Genomic DNA, 18,432 nt, shown 5'->3' with positions numbered 1-18,432 from the left:
GCATAGTTCCATTTTAACTTGAATCCCCCAAATCTTAACATAACTTATATGCGCATGGGTCCTGTTTCGATTTTATAGTATTCCGGTAGATAAGCGTAAAGTAAAATCGAAATAGGGCGCACGCTAGTTTTGATTTGGAGCACTTTTCTTTCATTTTTTTCCTTCTTTGAGACCACCGGGAGTAAAGCAAGTTTGTCTTTGTGGCAACAAAGACACATCTTGCGCTTTCTGACCGACTGGATTTTTGGTATGTTCCACAAGCCTTTCGTTCATGTCCTTATGACCTGTATAGATAAACGACATATTCTTGTGTAGTTTGTGGAACATATTAGAATTGTGGTACTTCACAATATGTGTCAAGGTGGAATCCTCCTCTTTTTCATCTCGAAAAAATTTCGATTTTAATGAATGAGTAGATATTAATTTACCTTCAGTTCTAAGTTCTTAGTAGCATTGAAATAAGTCGGCATATATTTCTCCTAAGTATAGATTAATACATTTAGAAACTTCACTGCTCCCTCTCATGCGTTGTGTTTCAGGATTCCACAAGTTGCAATCTACTCTTCTTTTTAGGCTAATATTGAGTTTCTTGCCATTTATCGTAACTCTGGCGTAAAGGGGTGCTTGATGGTTCTTCATTCTTTTGGAGTACATCCAAAATAAAATGGGAAAAGTAGAAATTGTGCGCATAACGGACGTCTTTAAGTTAAACTTAATTAAGGACGAAAGTCAAATCACAAGTAAAATGTTCATTTAAATTTAATCAGAGAAACATACAGGGTATAAAAATAATCACAATAAAAGTGTTGACGATTTGTGAACTCCAATAGGGCATATTAAACAATATCACTTGATATCAAAATTAATTAAAACACTGATAATCAAATGTATTAAGTTTTTCGTAATCCTATTTAATAGCCAAAAAGTGATCTCGGCAAGAATCGAACTTGCATCTAAAGTTTAGGAAACTTCTATTCTATCCATTGAACTACGAGACCGTTTTCTTTATTTCAAGAGCGCAAAAATAAAATTATTTATTTAGCTACCCTAAAAAATTAGAAGCCTATTCAGTAGCCAAAGGTCTTCTACTCCAAATCTCGTACATAGGTTCACCTTTAGTATTCTTTCCTGTATGGTGCCAGTCGTCTTCTTGTACTTTATACGTAAACGCTAGCGAAGCGCCAACTCTAGCGTTGTCCCTGGAGAAGTATTCGATTTTTTCTGTATAAACCCCATCACTAGAGGTATAACTTCCACCGCCGGAGCCCTTAAACTGCATGCCATCTGTATCATAAGCTATCCATTGAAAACGACCATTTTGCAAAAATTTTAGGGTTTTTCTGCTGTTCTCCTCACCTCTACGTTCTTGTCCCTCGTCTGGCCCTCTTGTGGCGAATAGCCACTGCCCGTCCAAATCTTGATTGGTGTTTTTAATGGGAGTAAGTTGTAGTTTTTCGAACCAATTAAGGTGCAATATATTACCTTCCATGCTTACTGGAATAGTTAACTGTCGTATAGAATCTTGTTCATAGTGCGAATTGAATTCTAAAAGAACAACAAGCGTTTGTCCAGCACCTGTATCTTCTAACTGGGTAAAGCCACCTAGCGTTCTCACGAATTCGGCCGGCTTGCTTTTGTATTCGGAATAGATGAAATAATCACCATCTATTTTTATTTCGTGTCGCACGTTTTCTATGTCAGTCGTATAGACGCCAGAGGGTATTTGGGCAATAATGACTTGTATTCCCAAAAAAAATGTGGCGCAAATTAGGTGATTAAGGATTTTCATAGGGTTTAGGTATTTAATTTGTTATAAATATATGAAATCAATACGCTATAAATCAACCTATTGAAGTAGGAATAGTCCCTTCGTCGTTAATTTTTAATAAAGTTTTTTAAAAAACTTGTTTTTCCAATTTTTTGTATTTCATTTGTCGCGTCAAATCGAAACAAAACGATTTGCTTTTTTTGGCAGTAGCTGAACATCATGAACCGTGTTTCTATGTTCGGGCTAAGGGGAATTAAGAAGTCAAACCCTTTAGCGGCCCATCAGATGGGTAACCGAATTTTAAAGCTAACTTCTGATTACAATACTACAATTGTGCAAAGTCAGCACGATTACTTCTTTATTCCTACTACCGAGGAAAAATTTTTGATTTGAAAAATACGATTACATTAGTTTCTTAATGTATTGCGCTAGCAGGCGAACGCAATTTTAGTTATTTTCAATTTTCAAAAATTTATTCAAAAATGAACACCAAATACATTGATCTAATAGATCAAACCTATCATTTTCCCCAAGAAGAATTTACCTTGGACGACGAATACTTACGTTTTCACGGAATAGACTTAAAGGCGTTAGTGGCGCAGTACGGGAGTCCGCTAAAGTTTACGTATTTGCCAAAGATTTCCGATAACATCAAACGAGCAAAAAACTGGTTTGCAAACGCTATCGAAAAGAATAACTATAAAGGAAAGTATCATTATTGCTACTGTACCAAGAGTTCCCATTTTCAGCATGTATTACATGAGGCTTTAAAGAACGATATACATATGGAGACCTCCTCTGCATTTGATATCAATATTGTTGAAAAATTAAAGGCAGATGGGAAGCTGAGCAATGATTCCTATGTAATCTGCAATGGTTTTAAAAGAGCACAGTATGTTGAAAATATTGGTAGGCTTATTAACAGCGGGCATAGGAATTGCATTCCGATTATAGATAACTACGAAGAGATAGATTTGTTGTCAGATGTTATAGACGATACCTTTAAAGTTGGAATTCGTATTGCGTCGGAAGAGGAGCCTAAGTTCGAGTTTTATACCTCTAGGTTAGGAATAGGGTATAAAAATATCGTTCCCTTTTATGAGAACCAGATTAAGGACAACGACAAGGTAGAACTTAAAATGCTGCATTTCTTTATTAATACGGGCATACGGGACAATGCGTATTATTGGAACGAGATGGTAAAGTGTCTTAAGGTATACGTTAGGCTAAAAAAGATATGCCCATCTTTGGATAGTCTTAATATTGGTGGTGGCTTTCCTATAAAAAATAGTTTGGCGTTCGAGTATGATTATCAATATATGATCGATGAAATTTTGAACCAGATCACCATTACTTGTGCCGAGGCAGATGTTCCCGTACCACATATTTTTACCGAATTTGGTAGCTTTACCGTTGGGGAGAGTGGAGGAGCGATCTATGAAATTCTTTACCAAAAACAGCAGAACGATAGGGAGAAATGGAATATGATAGATTCTTCTTTTATTACTACCTTACCGGATACTTGGGCAATAAATAAGCGTTTTATCATGTTGCCCATTAATCGGTGGAAGGATGAGTACGAGCGTGTTTTGTTGGGCGGACTTACCTGCGATAGCGACGATTATTATAACAGTGAGCAAAATATGAACGCTATTTATCTTCCTAAGTACAAGCGTGATAAACCTTTGTATATTGGCTTTTTTAATACGGGAGCCTATCAAGAAACCATTGGGGGTTATGGAGGATTGCAGCATTGTTTAATCCCACAGCCAAAGCATATATTAATTGATAGAGATGCAGATGGCAATCTGGTGACTAGCCTATTTAACCCACAACAAAAAGCAGAAGATTTACTTAAGATATTAGGATATAATTCTTCTGAAACATCGGTCGAAAATACAGAAGAAGTAAAACAAGCAGTACATTAACAAAGGATTATTAAAAACAACAATTACTACAATGAGCACATTAAAGAATTACGCCGGTATCCCCGATGAATTCGCACAACTGGAAACCGCTAAGGTGGTTTTAATCCCTGTTCCTTATGATGGGACAAGTACTTGGGGCAAAGGAGCCGATAAGGGCCCAAAAGCGTTTTTAGATGCATCTGAAAACATGGAGTTGTATGACATAGAAACAGCGACAGAAGTGTATGAGCAAGGCATACATCTTACTGCCCCTGTAACAGAAAACAGCTCTCCTGAAGCTATGGTGAACGAGGTGCATAACATCACAAAGGACTTTATAAAGCGTAACAAGTTCGTTACCCTTTTTGGTGGGGAGCATTCGGTCTCGATAGGAAGTATTCGCGCCTTTAACGAATGTTTTGATAATCTTACAGTGCTGCACATAGATGCCCATGCAGATTTGCGTGAGTCCTATGAAGGTACGGCCTACAACCATGCTTGCGCAGTTCATGAAGCCAGCCAGACCACCAACTTGATTCAAGTGGGAATACGTTCTATGGATGCTATAGAAAAGACGTTTATGGATGAGGAAAAGACCTTTTTTGCTCATGACATGGTCAATGATGAGTATTGGATAGATAAGGTAGTGGAGGCTTGCACGGATACTATTTTTATCACCTTCGATTTGGATGTTTTAGATCCTTCTATAATGCCCTCTACCGGAACACCGGAACCGGGTGGATTGCTCTGGTACGAGACCTTGGAATTTTTAAAGCAGGTCTTTGCCGAGAAAAATGTAGTAGGTTTTGATATTGTGGAACTGTGTCCAAAGGAAACCGATAAGTCATCGGATTTTTTAGCCGCAAAATTGTATTATAAAATGTTAAGTTATAAGTTCATGGGGCAAAATGCAGATGAGGATTATGACAATAGCTATGACGTAGATTATAAATCAAATACGAATTCAAAATTTGAAGATGACGAAGAGTAAAGGAACAATTTCCAATTTTATAGAGAAGTACTACTTACACTTTAATGCCGCGGCTTTAGTTGATGCAGCTAAAGGCTATGAAGCACAATTGAAGCAAGGCTCTAAAATGCTGGTTTCTTTGGCGGGCGCCATGAGTACGGCGGAGCTGGGTAAGATATTTGCAGAAATGATCCGGCAAGATAAAGTCCAGATCGTTTCCTGTACGGGTGCCAATTTAGAAGAGGATATAATGAACTTGGTGGCACATTCCCATTATAAACGTGTTCCTAATTATCGGGATTTAACTCCCCAAGATGAGTGGGATTTATTGGAGAAAGGATTAAACCGTGTAACGGATACCTGTATTCCGGAAGAAGAGGCGTTTAGAAGAATACAAGAGCATATTGTAAAAATATGGATGGATGCGGAAGCCAAAGGAGAACGGTATTTGCCACATGAGTATATGTACAAGCTGTTACTTTCTGGCGTTTTGGAAGAGCACTATGAAATCGATTTAAAAGATTCTTGGATGTATGCCGCAGCAGAGAAAAACTTACCCATCATCTGCCCAGGTTGGGAAGATAGTACCATGGGGAATATTTTTGCTTCCTATGTCTTAAAGGGCGAGTTAAAGGCAAGTACTATGAAATCCGGTATTGAATACATGACTTATTTGGCCGATTGGTATACTAATAATTCTAAAAATGGTATTGGGTTCTTTCAAATAGGCGGCGGAATTGCTGGCGATTTTCCAATCTGTGTGGTGCCTATGTTGTATCAAGATATGGAACGTACGGACACGCCGTTTTGGAGCTATTTTTGTCAGATTAGCGATAGTACCACCAGTTATGGGTCATATTCCGGAGCGGTCCCTAATGAGAAAATTACTTGGGGAAAATTGGACATCAATACACCAAAATTTATTATAGAGAGTGATGCGACCATTGTTGCTCCCCTAATTTTTGCTTACCTTTTAGATATGTAATTATGGATAAACACGCACATTTAAACAAAGTAATAGTTGATTTTAAAAAATTGACACCAGAGGTTTTGAAGCTTACGGTCGAACGCTATCCAGATGGGTATGATGATCGAGATATCATTTCATTTCGTAACGCTAAAGGAGAACGTATTGAGGCTGTTGAGGTCTTAACGGCAGACACCAAATACTTGGTTAAGATTAGTGAGAAACTGGAATATACCATGGAAAATTACGATGCCTCGGATTATGAGGATTTTGAGGACGATGATCCAACTGCCGTAGTTGAACCATCTCCAGAGGATATGGTAGACGGTGAGGACGAAGAAGAATAAGCAACTTCGTCAATCCTGCTTCCTTTCATCTTGCTAAAGAAAGCACTAGTGTTCAGCTTATTTACTAATCAACTTATAAGTAGTACCAGACTATTTGGTACTATTTTATTATGGTCTCAATCAAAGACCTACTTAATTAATGCTACATGAAAATAGAGGATATTGAAAATATAGAATTGAAGTTTTTGGATCTTGATGACTATCAAGAATTAAAAACAGCAATGATTTCTGCATATACAAACATGCCCGGTGCATATTGGAAAGAGGAGCATATTACTTCTTTAATTAAAAAATTTCCAGAAGGTCAGGTGGTCATAAAAATTAACGGACAGTTGGCCGGTGTTGCACTTTCTATCATTGTAGATTACGATAAATATGATGATGAACATACCTATGAGCAAATTACGGGAGATTATTCGTTTAGCACCCACAACCCTGATGGGGACGTGCTTTATGGTATTGAGGTCTTTATAAAACCCCAATTTAGAGGACTTCGTTTAGGACGGAGGTTATACGATTACCGCAAAGAGCTGTGTGAAAAGTTAAATTTAAAGAGTATTGTATTTGGAGGAAGAATGCCAAACTACAATAGCCATTCCAAGGAATTAACTCCCAAGGAATACATTGCAAAGGTGCGCCGAAAAGAGATTCAAGATCCTGTGCTTAATTTTCAAATAAGTAACGATTTTCATCCTGCTAAGGTGATGAAAGGATATTTGCCAGGCGATAAAGCTTCCAATGACTTTGCCATTTTAATGGAATGGGATAATATCTACTACCAGAAACCGAGCAAAAAAGCGGCTACGAAAAAGAAGGTTATCCGTCTTGGCCTGATTCAATGGCAAATGCGACCCTATAAGGATTTGGAGGAATTGTTGCAGCAGGCGGAATACTTTATAGATGCGGTTTCCGGCTATCGTTCGGATTTTGCTCTTTTTCCGGAGTTCTTTAACGCGCCCTTGATGGCCAAAGACAACCATTTGTCCACTCCTGATGCGATTCGAGAACTCGCTAAGCATACTGAGGCTATTGTACAGAAATTCTCCGAATTTTCAATATCCTATAATATCAACATTATTTCTGGAAGTATGCCGGAGATGATAGACGGTAGGTTGTACAACGTAGGGTATCTGTGTCGCCGTGATGGGAGTATGGAACGGTATGAAAAATTACATGTTACCCCGGATGAGGCTAAGGTTTGGGGCATGCAAGGAGGTTCGCAATTAAAGGCCTTTGATACCGATTGTGGTAAAATTGGTATTCTTATCTGCTATGATTCCGAGTTCCCGGAGTTAAGCAGATTACTTGCGGATGAGGGAATGGATATTCTTTTTATTCCCTTTTTAACAGATACTCAAAACGGCTACTCCAGGGTACGGCATTGTGCACAGGCACGAGCTATAGAAAACGAGTGTTATGTTGCCATTGCCGGCAGTGTGGGGAATTTACCCAATGTACAGAACATGGATATTCAATTTGCCCAATCCATGGTATTCACGCCCTGTGATTTTTCTTTCCCTACGAACGGGATAAAGGCGGAAGCCACGCCAAATACGGAAATGATATTAATTGCCGATGTAGATATTGATTTATTGCGAGAATTAAATCAATTTGGAGCGGTTCGCAACCTTAAGGACAGAAGAACCGATATCTTTGAACTAAGAAAAAAATAAAAAAGATTTGAAGGATTTAAAAATAATAGGGAGTGAAGAGTGGTGTGTTTTTGAAAATTTGGGTGTACCAGCGATAAAGGCAAGAGTAGATTCAGGCGCAAAAACCTCCTCTATACAGGCAACCAATTTAAAAATCATTACCAAGGGGACACAGGAGTGGGTAAAGTTTGAAGTGAATCCTTTACAAGAAAATAGAAGTATCGCAATAGAATGTCAGGCCAGACTGGTAGATCGTCGTATGGTAAAAAGTTCCTCCGGTATATCGGAAGAACGCCTAGTCGTGAAAACACCCGTTACCGTTGGTGATGATACGTTTGATGTGGAATTGACCTTGGCGAATAGGGATACGATGGAATTTCGTATGCTGTTGGGAAGGGAAGCGCTTAACGATCGATTCATTGTTAATCCCGCACTAAACTATGTCGCTAAAGATTTTTCCGACACAGAAATAGAGACGAAATACGCGCCTTTCAAAAAAGAGAAATCAGGATTAAAATTAGGCTTGCTGGCCAGTAACCCTAACCTATATAGTAATATGCGTATCATAGAGGCAGCAGAAGCCCGTGGTCATGAAATTCAGTTCTTGAACGTGGAGCTTGCCTATATGAAGCTGGATGCCAATTCCCCTGAGATACGTTACCGAGGCGGGAATATATTAACCGATTTTGATGCTGTAATTCCAAGAATAAAACCATCGGTTACTTTTTATGGTTGTGCATTGATCAGACAATTCACGAACTTGGGTGCCTATTGTCAGAATTCGTCGGAGGCCATTACGCAGTCGCGGGATAAACTGTTAGCATCCCAATTGTTCTCCAAGAACGACATCCATATTCCCATCACAGGTTTTGCAAAGTCGCCCATGGACACCAAAGATTTAATAAAAATGGTAAACGGCGCGCCCTTAATTATAAAACTGTTAGAAAGTACGCAGGGAAAAGGAGTGGTATTGGCCGAGACCAATAAAGCGGCGGAAAGTGTGATCAATGCCTTTAAAAGCGTAAACACCAATATCTTGGTACAAGAGTTCATAAAAGAGGCCAACGGGCAGGATATCCGCTGTTTTGTCATCAACGGAAAAGTGGTGGCCAGCATGCAGCGTCAGGCGCAAAAAGGAGAATTTCGTGCCAACATTCATCAGGGTGGCAAGGCATCTATTATAAAAATCACTTCAGAGGAGAAGAAGCTGGCCATAAAAGCTGCTAAAATATTAGACTTGGCCGTAGCCGGCGTAGATATCATACGTTCCAACAAAGGACCTTTACTGTTAGAGGTTAACTCTTCACCTGGTCTTGAAGGTATTGAGAACGCAACAGGAAAGGATATTGCTAACGAAATGATTGTTGCTATCGAGAAAAAGTTGAAGTTCAGTAATTAGCAATACGTACTTCTTTTAATCGAATGTAAGAGAAATTAAATGATTCATCTTATCGTTGGAAACACAGGTTCTGGAAAAACCACATATTCGAAAGAATTGAAAGAGAAAACTAAGGGAGTTATCTTTTCAATCGACAAATGGAACAACATTTTATTTCTGGCCGATAAAAAACCTACAGATGGGCTAGATTGGTTTTTGGAACGAATAGAGCGTGCTGAAAGTATTATTCTTGATTTGGTCATACAACTTGAAGAGGCAAAAACGGATACCATTCTTGATTTAGGGCTCTCTAAAGTTAAGCATCGCGAGAAGTTCAGAAGATTTGCGAAGTTGCATAACTATGAACTAAAAACACACTTTTTAGATATACCTACGGAAACTAGGCTAGAGAGAGTGATGAAAAGAAATACCGAAAAAGGGGAGACATTTGAATTTGAAGTAAGTAAAGAGAATTTCGATTTTATGGAATCCTGGTTTGAAAGGCCAACGGATACAGAAATGATAGGAGGAATAGTTATTAGGGAATAACGGATTCATCTAAATTTGGATAGCTAAGAAACTAAAGATATTACGCAAAACACTACACTTAAGGACTCACCCAATTAATAGAAAAATTAAAATAAGCAGGATTGCCTAAATTGTTTTCAGCTAAAAAAGGCGTATCATCCCCAAAAGGTCGGAAAAAATCGCCTCTATCCAAATCGAAAGACCAGTTGTAACGATAACCTGCTTGAGCTGAAAACCATATTTGTGGTGTAATTGCATGTTCCCAGCTTATGCGTAGTCTCAGTTCCGACCGGCGTAGTTCCATGTCGTTAAAGGGTAGATTATAAATATTGTCATCATTGCTAATACGGTAGGTATTTCCTTCAATTTCCCAACCGGCCAGCAGAATATTTTTGGAATTTACGTTTCTACGGTATTGGAAACGGGCGGGAAGCAACATTTCCAGTCCCCAATTTTTACTCAATGCGGTATACATCAGATAATACACCGGTAAATAGTTCAGGGAACCACCAAGATAGGTTCTGCTTACACCAAGACCCCACATTTTTCTGTCATTTGGTTTTACACCGTAAATAGCGGCGCCGGAAAAACGGGTGTATTTGAGCGATTGCATATTTGAGAAGGAATAATCTCCATTGAGGTTCGCTCCAAATTGAAAGATCAAAAAACGTTTGATGTTCAGGGGCTTAAAAGCGGTCGCTGTAAAACCGAGGGTCCGCAAGCCATTGTTTTCCAAAGCCTGACTCAAAGGATTGCTAGCCATAGTGGTAGGGTTCGAAAACGAATAGTTGGTTTCGGCATAGTTAAACCCAAGATTCAGCAAAAAATAGTTTTTGGAAAATACGGGATAGTTAATGGTAACGCGAGTACCTTGTGCACTATTTATTTCATTTTCCGGCGATGGGCCGGGTGTTACAAATGGAGGTTGCTGTGTCTCCAAGGTATGGGCTGTTTGAAAATCATAACCTAAAGAAAAAAGTTTTGTGGGTGTCTGACCGACAATTTTATTGGAGGCAAAAGCCTTGTTTTCGGTAGTCTGTACCAAGTTGGAATAATCGACAAAACTGTCCTCTTCCTCCTCTTCTATAGGAGGGTCGTCTTGCGCTAAAACAGTTAACGGTACTATAAAACACAAGAGTAAGAGGTGCCAAGTTGGTTTTGCCATGGAATTTGTTTATTTCGTTTTCATTCGTACCCATGTATCCGTCCGACCTACGAGTCCAAAGGGATCTACAGAACCACGGACTTCTAGCTTGTTCTTATTTTTCATTTCAATAGTACTATAATAGGTATTGCCAGATTTTGGGTCATAAATGGTGCCATCTACCCATTCATCCTCCTCAAAAACAAAATCCCTTAAATTAAGCATGTTCAATATGGGCTTGCCATCGGGATCTTTTTTTGGCTTACCATCTTCGCCGTTAGGTTCCTTCAACCAAACGATTTTACCATGATATTTATCTTTCCCTTTTTCCTTGAAAATTTTCACATAGGCCGTTCCCTCGCTGGGCATCCAAACCCCAACAATGGCACTCGCATCACTTTGAGCAGATAAGGATGTACCCGAAGTAAATGCTGTTATTACAGCAAACATTAAAGTTAAAAGACTTCGTTTACCTAGTTTGTTCATAGTTCCAATCTTTAGTGTTATCAAAAATATGTGCTGGATAGTTAACATACAATAGCGTTTTAAAGAAATACTGTAATTAGTTTAATCGTTCTGTTTTAATGTAAAAGAATAATATATGATGACTGATAAGCTACCTGTACCGGCAATCATTTTGAAAATACCAGGTAGTAAGCTATCAATAGACTAGCAGGATTGTTGAAATCGTTCTATAAAAACACTAGCAAAGAAATCAAACTTGTACGTACAAGTGGAAACAACTATCTTTAGATTTCATATGACAAGTGTATTATTATACCAAAGCATACTGAATGAATCACGAGAAAAACAAGAGTAGGAGAAAATTTATTCGGAACACTTCGGCAGGCATAACTGCTTCTTTTTTAGCGCCATCATTAGTAATGAACGCGGTAGCTTGCGAAACCAATGCTGTTACAATTCCGATAAACGCCCATTTATGGGTATACGCTAGTAAGTTTCCACCCAGTTGGGACTGTACACCTGTGTTGGACACTATTTTTTCTGACTTAAGTTATGCAGGAATCCAAGGATTGGAATTGATGGAAGGGCAGTTGCGGCACAAGGATTCCGTAGAACGATTAAATGGTCTTATAGATACCTACGACCTTCCTGTTTCTGGGTCTTCTTATGGTGTAGGTTTTAACATGTGGAAACAAGATGAGCATAAGGCGATTCTGGAGGATATTAATCTGGTAGTTCCACGTTTAGGTGCAATAGGTGGTAAAACCTTTGGTATTTCCGTAGGTGGTAAAAGTGATGGGCTAAAGACAGAAGCGGAGCTGGATGCACAGGCGGATATTCTTAAAAAAATAAGACAGATTTGTGATGATAACGGAATTGTAGCCAATTTGCACAACCACACCTACGAGGTGGAAAACGATTTACATGATCTAAAAGGAACCTTGGCGCGCATTCCCGACTTTAAACTGGGCCCCGACATAAATTGGCTTATTCGCGCAGGAGTAAATCCTGTAGACTTTATTAACACCTACGGAGAACAGATAGTATACCTTCATATAAGAGATGAATATAAGGATGGTACTTGGTCCGAATACGTGGGTCAAGGCGATACTGATTTCAAAACGATAGCCGCTGTACTAAAGGCAACTAATTTTAACGGACAGGCTGCCATAGAGTTGGCTTACCCAAATGATTTTACGCCCGAAAACGAACTTAAGGAGAATTGGAAAATGAGTAGGGAATTTGTAAAGCAAACATTTCAATGGTCTTAAAACTAAATATAATAGTAGGATGAAAATAGCAATGTTAGGTTCTGGTTTTATTGCCAGATTTTATGCAGAAGCCTTACACGCACAGCGCAGAAAGGACGAGGTAATAATGGTCTATTCAAGAAACGAGGATAATGCCAAACGTTTCGCAACCGATTATGGTTTGCCCCATTACAGTACAGATATGGATGAAGCTATTGCACATCCGGATGTGGATGTAGTGCTGATATCACTTCCTAACCATTTGCACGAAGCTGCCGTACTTTCTTGTGCAAAATTTAAAAAACATGTTATCTGTACCAAGCCTTTGGGCAGGACCGCAGAGGAGGCCAAGCGCATGCTGGATGCCGTAGAAGAAGCAGGGATATTTGGTGGGTATCTAGAGGATTTGTGCTATACGCCTAAATTTTTGAAGTCCATGGAAAGTGTCAAGAAAGGGGCTATAGGTAAAGTGCTTTGGGCAAAATCCAGGGAAACACATCCCGGTCCGCATAGTGATTGGTTCTGGGATAAGGAAAAATCCGGTGGTGGTGCCATTATAGATTTGGGTTGCCATTGTGTGGAAATTAGTCGAAATTTTATTGGAAAAAATATAAAGCCTATCGAAGTCATGTGCTGGGCAGATACCCAAGTGCACCCCATCGATGCAGAAGACCACGCTATTGGCTTGGTTAAATATGCCAATGGCGCTATTGGTCAGTTCGAGGTTAGTTGGACCTTTAGGGGCGGTATGGATCTTAGGGATGAGGTTATGGGTACGGAAGGTACCATTTGGGTCAATAGTTTTCTCCGCACCGGTTTCGAAATGTTTACTACCGGGAAAGGAGGTGAGGGTTATGTTGCGGAAAAAGCGGAATCCAATACCGGATGGCTGTTTCCTGTTGGGGACGAGGCACATGAATTAGGGTATCCACACATGTTTACCGATATGTTTTCTGCTATCGAGGAGGGCAGGGAGCCCTTGGAAACCTTTTATGATGGCTATGTGGTAAATGCCATTTTGGATGCAGCGTTCAAGTCGGCCGAAAGCAAGTTATGGGAGCCTGTAGTGTTGGAGGATTGGCGCGGAGACGAACCCGAGGAATCTCAGAAAAAATGGGAATCTTACGATAAGGAGCATTACTTGGTCAAAGAGGAAATTTTACCCAATGGTGATGTTGCCGTCATCCTAAAAAACAAAAATACGGGCGCGGTTTCAAGAAAAACTACCCTAGCAGAATAACAAAGTCTCAAATTTCACATAAAAAAATGTACATAAATGCAAAAGGAACCGCTGAAAACACCTATGATGCTATAGTAATAGGATCGGGTATCAGTGGCGGATGGGCAGCCAAGGAACTTTGTGAAAAGGGCTTGAAGACCTTGGTGCTGGAACGGGGTAGAATGGTAGAACATATAAAGGATTATCCAACGGCAACGATGCATCCTTGGGAATTTAAGCACCGAGGAGCCATTCCACAGAAAATAAAGGATGAGAATCCCGTAGTTAGCCGCTGCTATGCTTTTAACGAGGGAACGGAACATTTCTTTGTAAAGGACACCGAACACCCATACGAACAAAAAAAGCCCTTCGATTGGATTCGTGGATACCAAGTAGGTGGAAAATCCCTGCTTTGGGCCCGTTGGACACAACGATGGAGCAATATGGATTTTGAGGCCAATGCCAAGGATGGTATCGGTATCGATTGGCCCATCCGCTATTCCGACATCGCTCCATGGTACAGTTATGTCGAAAAATTTGCCGGTATTAGCGGAAATAGAGACGGACTCGCAGTTATCCCAGATGGAGAATTCTTACCGCCCATGGAGATGAACTGCTTGGAAAAACACGTTCAAGAGACCTTAAAAAAACAGTACGACGACCGGCACTTGGTCATTTCTAGGACGGCAAATCTTACAAAGCATATAAACGGTCGCGGACCTTGCCAATATAGAAGTTTATGTAATCGTGGCTGCCCGTTTGGAGCTTATTTCAGCAGTAATTCGTCAACCTTGCCAGCGGCCGAGAAAACCGGAAATATGACCATAAGGCCTTTTTCCGTGGCGCAATCCATTATGTACGACAAAGACACCGGTAAAGCTACTGGAGTAAGAATCATCGATTCCAATACCAAGGAAATTAGGGAATACTACGCCAAAATAGTCTTTGTAAACGGTTCTACCCTAAACTCTACACTGTTGTTAATGAATTCCAAATCCGATCGTTTTCCCAACGGCATGGGCAACGATTCCGGTGAATTAGGGCATAATCTCATGGATCATAACTATAACTGCAAAGTAGAAGGCGAGTACGACGGTTTTAAGAAAGAGTATTATTCCGGTCGCAGGCCTACGGGAACTTATTTGGCCCGTTTTAGAAATGTAGGTAACGATCAACAAGAAAATTTTAAACGGGGCTACGCCTATGCCGGCGGTGCATCGCGCGGTGCTTCAAGTGACATTAGCGAAACCGCGATTGGCCAAACGTTGAAGGAAGATATGACCCAATTGGGTCCGTGGAAATTTGGACTCAGCGGTATGGGTGAATGTCTTCCCTACCACGAGAATCATATTTCTTTAAGTGACGATAAAGTGGATGAATGGGGTATGCCGCTCTTGGAAATAGATGCAGAGTACAAACAGAACGAGACTGCTATGACCAAAGATATGGTACAGACCGCCATGGAAATGTTGGATACCATGAAGTTTAAGAATATTACCGATAAAAAGGAATTCCGAAATTTTGGTCTCAATATCCATGAAATGGGAACCGCCCGTATGGGCCGCGACCCAAAAACTTCGGTGCTTAACGGAAACAACCAAGTTTGGGGGGCGGAGAATGTTTTCGTGACCGATGGTTCCTGCATGACCTCCAGCGCATGTCAGAACCCGTCGCTGACATATATGGCACTCACGGCAAGGGCGGCGGATTTTGCCGTGAACGAACTCAAGAAAATGAATCTTTAATTTTTTTCTTATGCAAAGAAAGACGTTTATACATCGATTAACCTTGGGTACTGGTGCCCTAGCGGTAGTCCCATCTTTAAGTTTGATGCAGAGCTGTGAATACAGGCCAACGCTTAGGACTAGCCTTTCCGAGACCGATATTTCCTTGTTGGATGAAATTGGTGAAACCATTATACCGACTACCCCAGATTCCCCTGGAGCAAAAGCTACTGAAATCGGTGCATATATGCTGTTGATGTACCAAGATTGCATGCCATCGGATGAACAACAGATTTTTTTGGAGGGTTTAAATGACTTGGATACACGTGCGGCGCAACTATTTTCAAACTCTTTTGAAGCTGCTAAACCCCACGAAAAATTGAAATTATTGACGGTGTTGCAGACAGAAGCGGAAGCGTATTATTTGCAAATGGAAAGTCAAGAAGAGGTACCGCCACATTATTTTCAGATGATGAAGGATTTGACCTTGACAGGCTATTTTACATCTGAAATGGGGATGACAAAAGCGAGGGAATACCTTCCCTTGCCTGGAAAGTTTGAACCATGTATACCGTATAATAAAGGCTCCAAAGTCTGGGCAACCTAAACACTATGAATTTTAAGAACACTGTATATATTATTATGGGCGGTACTACCGGGATGGGTCTGGCAGCTGCCATTGCCTTAAAAGATAATGGAGCCAAGGTCCTTGTTGTAGGTAGGAGTAGCGAAAGCTGTTCGGCCGCTGAACGTACCCTCGGTACTGGAGCTCTTTCCCTTAGTGGAGATGCAACAGATCCTGAAACCATGACAACTGCCATCGCACTCGCACACGATTCGTTCGGTTTTGTTTCCGGTCTTTTTCATGTGGCTGGAGGTAGCGGCAGGAAATGGGGAGATGGGCCTTTGGATAAAATGACACTAGAGGGATGGAATAAAACTATGGAACTGAACCTTACTTCCATGATGCTGTCCAACCAAGCCATGATCAACTACTTTTTAGAACATGTTCGGGAAGGGGTTATATTGAATATGGGCTCTGTACTGGCGTATAGCCCGTCTCCAAAATATTTCACAACCCATGCCTATGCTGCGGCAAAATCGGCCATTATCGGGTTTTCAAAATCCATCGCTGCCTACTATGCTAAAAATAATATTCGTATTAACGTCATAGCACCAAGCCTGTTCCTAACGCCCATGGCAAAAAGAGCCGCGGAGGACAAAGAAATCCTACGGTTTTTGGAAACAAAACAGCCACTTGATGGTGGTCGTCCAGGCGCATCGGAGGACATTAACAACGCTGTACTGATGTTTTTGCATCCGGACTCTAAATTTATAACGGGTCAAGTCTTGGCCGTGGATGGAGGTTGGACCTTGAGTGAAGGCCAATATTGATAGCTGAATGTTATGGGCAACTATTATTTGGGAATAGATGTTGGAGGAACGAAGATCAAAATGGTCGTTTTGGATGAAAAAGGCCTTGTGCTTGAACAGGATGAAGTTCTGACGGAAGACGAAGCGCCCGAAAAGGAGCTTTGGAAAAAGAAAATCATCGACCTTATCCAAAGTACAACTGAAAAATTTGTGAAAGAAAATCCGGAGGCCTTACGATGCGGAATCTCCGCCCCGGGTCTCGTAGATTCTCAAAATAAAATGATTCTACATATGCCCAAAAGGTTAAAAGGAATAGAGCATTTTAATTGGTCGGAACATATGGGAAGAAGCATCCATGTGATCAATGATGGCCATGCGGCTTGTGTGGCCGAATACGAATCGTTCTATCGTAAAGAAGGTATACAGCATTTATTGATGCTTACGCTAGGAACCGGAGTAGGTGGAGGTATTATTATTAATGGTGCACTGTATCAAGGGAATCTGCAGCGTGCGGGTCACGTTGGGCATATGACGGTAGACTATTTGGGTGCGCCTACCATGACCAATATGCCGGGGAGTTTGGAGCATGCCGTCGGTAATTTTTCGGTATTGGAAAGAACCGAGAGCAGGTACACATCGGTTAGGGAACTTGTGGATGCCTATGAAAAGGGAGATGAAAAAGCTAAGGTTTGGTGGTTGGAGTCCGTCCAAAAACTAGCGGTAGGACTCGCTTCGTTGACCAATATCCTATCGCCAGAGATCATTGTACTGGGCGGAGGAATTACGGCAGGCGCCAAAGAAGCGCTACTACAGCCCTTGGAAACCTTTATGGAACGGTATGAATGGAAGCCTGGAGGATATAATACAAAAATAGTCGCTGCCAAATTGGGGGCTTTTGCCGGTGCCATGGGTGCCGCATTTTTTGCAAGAACAAAACATAACTAAAAATACAGCATGAGTGTTACACAGGAATATTTAGCAAAAGGAAAGGATATTGTTTCGGTAGTCGCCGCCCAAGAACAGGTTATACAAGAGGTAGCAAACTTATTTGCCAAGTCCATTTTGGCGGGTCGTATGGTGCATCTTTTCGGTTCGGGGCACAGCCGTATGTTAGTAGAGGAAATGTGGCCTAGGTACGGTTCTTTTCCCGGATTCAACCCCATTGTAGAGCTCTCTCTTTCATTTCATAATCTCGTCGTGGGTGCTAATGGGCAGCGACAGGCCATGTTCTTGGAGAACGTTCCCGGATTCGCTACAAGAATACTTAGGAATTTTGATACTAGCGAGCAGGATACTGCATTGGTGGTTTCTTCCAGCGGATGCAATGTGGTGCCTATAGAAATGGCCGAAGAATTTCAAAGAAGAAAGGTAAAAGTCGTCGCCTTGGTAAGTAAACTTCACTTGGAAGGGAGTACCTCAAAGAAATCCGATGGTAAAAAATTGATTGATTATGCCGATTATGTGCTGGATACGGGAGCACCCTTGGGCGATGCCATGATTTATCTAGACGGACTCGATTCTCCCGTAGCACCAGGTTCTACATTAGGAGGTGTACTACTTATCAATTGCTTAAAGGCGGAAACAGCGAAGATTCTTCACGAAAACGGGAAATCGCCAAAAGTATTGAGTAGCGGTAAGATTGTAGGGGATCAGCGTGCGGTAGACCTCTTTGAGTCGGCTTATGATGAACATGCGCATTTGATGGCCAAATTGTACGCTAACGTTGGACCTAAATAGGA

General features: G+C 40.8%; 19 protein-coding genes and 1 tRNA gene. 14 read left to right on the top strand and 6 right to left on the bottom strand.

Annotated features, from left to right (window positions below):
* Positions 1–150 precede the first annotated feature (150 nt).
* The 4 genes from MS6x_RS08590 to MS6x_RS08575 all read right to left on the bottom strand — a co-directional run bounded on the left by MS6x_RS08590 (position 151) and on the right by MS6x_RS08575 (position 1,789).
* A complete protein-coding gene (locus MS6x_RS08590) occupies positions 151–303 on the bottom strand; it encodes a hypothetical protein (RefSeq protein WP_482606866.1) in 153 nt (50 codons plus the stop codon).
* Positions 304–444: 141 nt separating this feature from the next.
* Positions 445–654 (bottom strand): Arm DNA-binding domain-containing protein, encoded by a 210-nt coding sequence (locus MS6x_RS08585; protein ID WP_482607153.1) that lies wholly within the window; start codon positions 652–654, stop codon positions 445–447.
* Between the two features lie 272 nt (positions 655–926).
* Positions 927–998: transfer RNA gene (locus MS6x_RS08580), tRNA-Arg, on the bottom strand.
* Between the two features lie 65 nt (positions 999–1,063).
* Positions 1,064–1,789, bottom strand: coding sequence for a hypothetical protein (locus MS6x_RS08575; RefSeq protein ID WP_482606865.1), 726 nt, complete (start codon positions 1,787–1,789; stop codon positions 1,064–1,066).
* 461 nt (positions 1,790–2,250) lie between these two features.
* Here MS6x_RS08575 and MS6x_RS08570 point away from each other — a divergent pair, with 461 nt between their 5' ends.
* From MS6x_RS08570 to MS6x_RS08540, 7 genes are all read left to right on the top strand, one after another.
* Complete coding sequence (locus MS6x_RS08570) at positions 2,251–3,696, top strand: arginine decarboxylase (RefSeq protein WP_482606864.1); 1,446 nt, start codon at positions 2,251–2,253, stop codon at positions 3,694–3,696.
* A gap of 31 nt (positions 3,697–3,727) precedes the next feature.
* Complete coding sequence (gene speB, locus MS6x_RS08565; RefSeq protein WP_482606863.1) at positions 3,728–4,666, top strand: agmatinase; 939 nt, start codon at positions 3,728–3,730, stop codon at positions 4,664–4,666.
* The gene (locus MS6x_RS08560; RefSeq protein ID WP_482606862.1) at positions 4,653–5,630 is read left to right on the top strand and encodes a deoxyhypusine synthase family protein; all 978 of its coding nucleotides are present in this window, start codon (positions 4,653–4,655) and stop codon (positions 5,628–5,630) included. The genes speB and MS6x_RS08560 overlap by 14 nt, the downstream gene beginning before the upstream one ends.
* 2 nt (positions 5,631–5,632) lie before the next feature.
* Positions 5,633–5,959 (top strand): hypothetical protein, encoded by a 327-nt coding sequence (locus MS6x_RS08555; RefSeq protein ID WP_482606861.1) that lies wholly within the window; start codon positions 5,633–5,635, stop codon positions 5,957–5,959.
* A gap of 146 nt (positions 5,960–6,105) precedes the next feature.
* Positions 6,106–7,632: a carbon-nitrogen hydrolase family protein gene (locus MS6x_RS08550; protein WP_482606860.1), complete on the top strand. Its 1,527-nt coding sequence runs from the start codon at positions 6,106–6,108 to the stop codon at positions 7,630–7,632.
* Between the two features lie 7 nt (positions 7,633–7,639).
* The gene (gene rimK / locus MS6x_RS08545; RefSeq protein ID WP_482606859.1) at positions 7,640–9,010 is read left to right on the top strand and encodes a 30S ribosomal protein S6--L-glutamate ligase; all 1,371 of its coding nucleotides are present in this window, start codon (positions 7,640–7,642) and stop codon (positions 9,008–9,010) included.
* A 39-nt stretch (positions 9,011–9,049) separates the two neighbouring features.
* The gene (locus MS6x_RS08540; RefSeq protein ID WP_482606858.1) at positions 9,050–9,538 is read left to right on the top strand and encodes a P-loop nucleotide/nucleoside kinase family protein; all 489 of its coding nucleotides are present in this window, start codon (positions 9,050–9,052) and stop codon (positions 9,536–9,538) included.
* 58 nt (positions 9,539–9,596) lie between these two features.
* Here the strand turns inward: MS6x_RS08540 and MS6x_RS08535 are convergent, their stop codons facing one another.
* Together MS6x_RS08535 and MS6x_RS08530 are read right to left on the bottom strand one after the other, a co-directional pair.
* Positions 9,597–10,682, bottom strand: coding sequence for a hypothetical protein (locus MS6x_RS08535; protein ID WP_482606857.1), 1,086 nt, complete (start codon positions 10,680–10,682; stop codon positions 9,597–9,599).
* A 9-nt stretch (positions 10,683–10,691) separates the two neighbouring features.
* Positions 10,692–11,147, bottom strand: coding sequence for a DUF2147 domain-containing protein (locus MS6x_RS08530; protein ID WP_482606856.1), 456 nt, complete (start codon positions 11,145–11,147; stop codon positions 10,692–10,694).
* A gap of 308 nt (positions 11,148–11,455) precedes the next feature.
* On the opposite strand from MS6x_RS08530, the gene MS6x_RS08525 reads away from it, so the two are divergent.
* Genes MS6x_RS08525 through MS6x_RS08495 form a run of 7 tightly spaced genes read left to right on the top strand, consistent with a single transcriptional unit; the run spans position 11,456 to position 18,430 of the window.
* Positions 11,456–12,397: a sugar phosphate isomerase/epimerase family protein gene (locus MS6x_RS08525; RefSeq protein WP_482606855.1), complete on the top strand. Its 942-nt coding sequence runs from the start codon at positions 11,456–11,458 to the stop codon at positions 12,395–12,397.
* A 19-nt stretch (positions 12,398–12,416) separates the two neighbouring features.
* Entirely contained in the window at positions 12,417–13,616 is a 1,200-nt protein-coding gene (locus MS6x_RS08520) for a Gfo/Idh/MocA family protein (RefSeq protein WP_482606854.1), read from the top strand.
* 26 nt (positions 13,617–13,642) lie between these two features.
* A complete protein-coding gene (locus tag MS6x_RS08515) occupies positions 13,643–15,340 on the top strand; it encodes a GMC oxidoreductase (RefSeq protein WP_482606853.1) in 1,698 nt (565 codons plus the stop codon).
* A gap of 10 nt (positions 15,341–15,350) precedes the next feature.
* Positions 15,351–15,926, top strand: a complete 576-nt coding sequence (locus MS6x_RS08510; RefSeq protein WP_482606852.1) for a gluconate 2-dehydrogenase subunit 3 family protein — start codon at positions 15,351–15,353, stop codon at positions 15,924–15,926.
* A gap of 5 nt (positions 15,927–15,931) precedes the next feature.
* Positions 15,932–16,714, top strand: a complete 783-nt coding sequence (locus MS6x_RS08505; RefSeq protein WP_482606851.1) for an SDR family NAD(P)-dependent oxidoreductase — start codon at positions 15,932–15,934, stop codon at positions 16,712–16,714.
* Between the two features lie 12 nt (positions 16,715–16,726).
* Entirely contained in the window at positions 16,727–17,638 is a 912-nt protein-coding gene (locus tag MS6x_RS08500) for an ROK family protein (RefSeq protein WP_482606850.1), read from the top strand.
* Positions 17,639–17,647: 9 nt separating this feature from the next.
* On the top strand, positions 17,648–18,430 hold the full coding sequence (locus MS6x_RS08495) for a sugar isomerase domain-containing protein (protein WP_482606849.1): 783 nt from the start codon (positions 17,648–17,650) through the stop codon (positions 18,428–18,430).
* The last annotated feature ends 2 nt before the right edge of the window (positions 18,431–18,432 follow it).

The organism is Maribacter sp. MS6, from assembly GCF_056839185.1.
This window is presented reverse-complemented; position numbering and strand designations above follow the sequence as displayed.